The following is a 1,682-nucleotide window of genomic DNA, read 5'->3' as shown; positions in this document are numbered from 1 at the left end:
GGACTTTTTATAAGAACTGATTGGTTAAAAAAGTTTGGATTACCAGTTCCAAAAACATTAGAAGAGACTGAGAATGCTTTAACAATATTTAAAGAGCAGGATGCCAACGGAAATGGAAGAAAAGATGAAGTTGGAATCTTTGTACGTGGAAATATTCAAGCGGCATTAAATAACTTAACAGGAATTTTTGGTGCAAGACCATATAAAACATTTTATGTAGAAAATGATCAAGTTACTTTTGCAACTTTAGATCCAAATTTTAAAGAGGCAGTAAAATTATCAGCAGATTGGTATAAAAAAGGTCTTATAGATAAAGAGGTTTTCACTAGAGGTTGGGGAGCAAGAGATGCAGTTTTACCAACAAATATGGGGGGAATGACTTTAGACTGGTTTGGAAGTACAGCTAGTTATAATAGCTTATCAACAGGACAAATACCAGGATTTGAATTTTATCCAATGGAACCAATACAGATAAAAGATGGAGTGAAGAGTGTAACAGTGGGAAGAAATACAACTCCAGAGATTGGTTGGGGAATATCGGCAGCTTCAAAGAATCCAGAGCAAGCTATTAAGTTTATGGATTGGTGGTTCTCTGAAGAGGGAAGAAGAACTTGGAACTTTGGTATTGAAGGAAAGCATTATACAATGGTAGATGGGAAACCAGTATTTACAGATTATGTATTAAAAAATCCAGATGGAAAAGGACCTTTAAAAGTTTTACAAGAGGTTGGAGCTCAAGTTTCAGGACCAGGAGTACAACAAGATGCTGAATATGAATTCCAATATTCAAATGATATTGCAAAACAAGGTTTTGAAATGTATATGAAGGATGGAAATACAAAGAGACCTTTACCTATATTAAAATATAGTCCAAAAGATATAAAAGAGTTGGATAAAATTATGGCACTTGTAAATCAAACAACAGAGGAATATATGCAAAAATGGATTTTAGGTGTTTCAGATGTAGATACAGATTGGGATACTTATATGAGTAGAATTCAACAAAATGGTATTGAAAGAGCAAAAGAGATAGTACAACAAGGCTACAACCACTACAATAGTGTTAAATAAAAACATAAAAAAACTAGGTAGAATTACCTAGTTTTTTTATAGAGTTTATATATTGGTAAGAGGGGGAGTAAAATGAAAAAAATTGTATTAGGAGCGATTATGTTAACAGGAGTTTTATACGCTAAAGATCTAAAAGTATATCAATTTGAAAATGAAATGCCTAAAAATATAAAGGTAGATGTAAAAGATTCTATATCAATATCTAAGGAAAAATATAAAGATGGAGAGAGCTCTTTAAAATGGAAGTTTAAAAAAGGTGAAGCTTTAAGTATTTTAGGTGATGTAGGATACACAGTTTTTAAAACAGGTGAACAAGAAAAAGCAAGAAGTAGTTATAGTATGTGGATATATAATGAAGAACCTATTGATGGAGAGATGTTGGTACAGTTTAAGAAAGATGGGATAGTAAAATGTTGGTTTCCAATAAAAATGAATTTTAAAGGTTGGAGAACTATGTGGGTTCAGTATGATAGAGATATGAAGGGTGAACCTATTGAAGGAATGGATGAAATAACTTTTGTAGCACCTAATGAAAGTGGAGAGATATTAATAGATCAAATTATACCATCAGTATTAATAGATCCAAGACATAATGCAAGAGATGAACAGGT

At 31.9% G+C, this 1,682-nt stretch carries 2 protein-coding genes; both read left to right on the top strand.

Features of this window, described 5'->3' with window-relative positions; genetic code table 11:
- Positions 1 to 1,071 (top strand): extracellular solute-binding protein (locus ACRDBA_RS12335; RefSeq protein ID WP_438573223.1); only part of this gene is annotated, 1,071 nt, incomplete at its 5' end.
- A 72-nt stretch (positions 1,072 to 1,143) separates the two neighbouring features.
- Positions 1,144 to 1,682, top strand: a 539-nt coding sequence (locus ACRDBA_RS12330) for a chondroitinase family protein (protein ID WP_438573222.1), incomplete at its 3' end; no start/stop codon positions are given.

This window comes from Clostridium sp. (assembly GCF_051654825.1).
Taxonomy (GTDB): Bacteria; Bacillota; Clostridia; order Clostridiales; family Clostridiaceae; genus Clostridium.
This window is presented reverse-complemented; position numbering and strand designations above follow the sequence as displayed.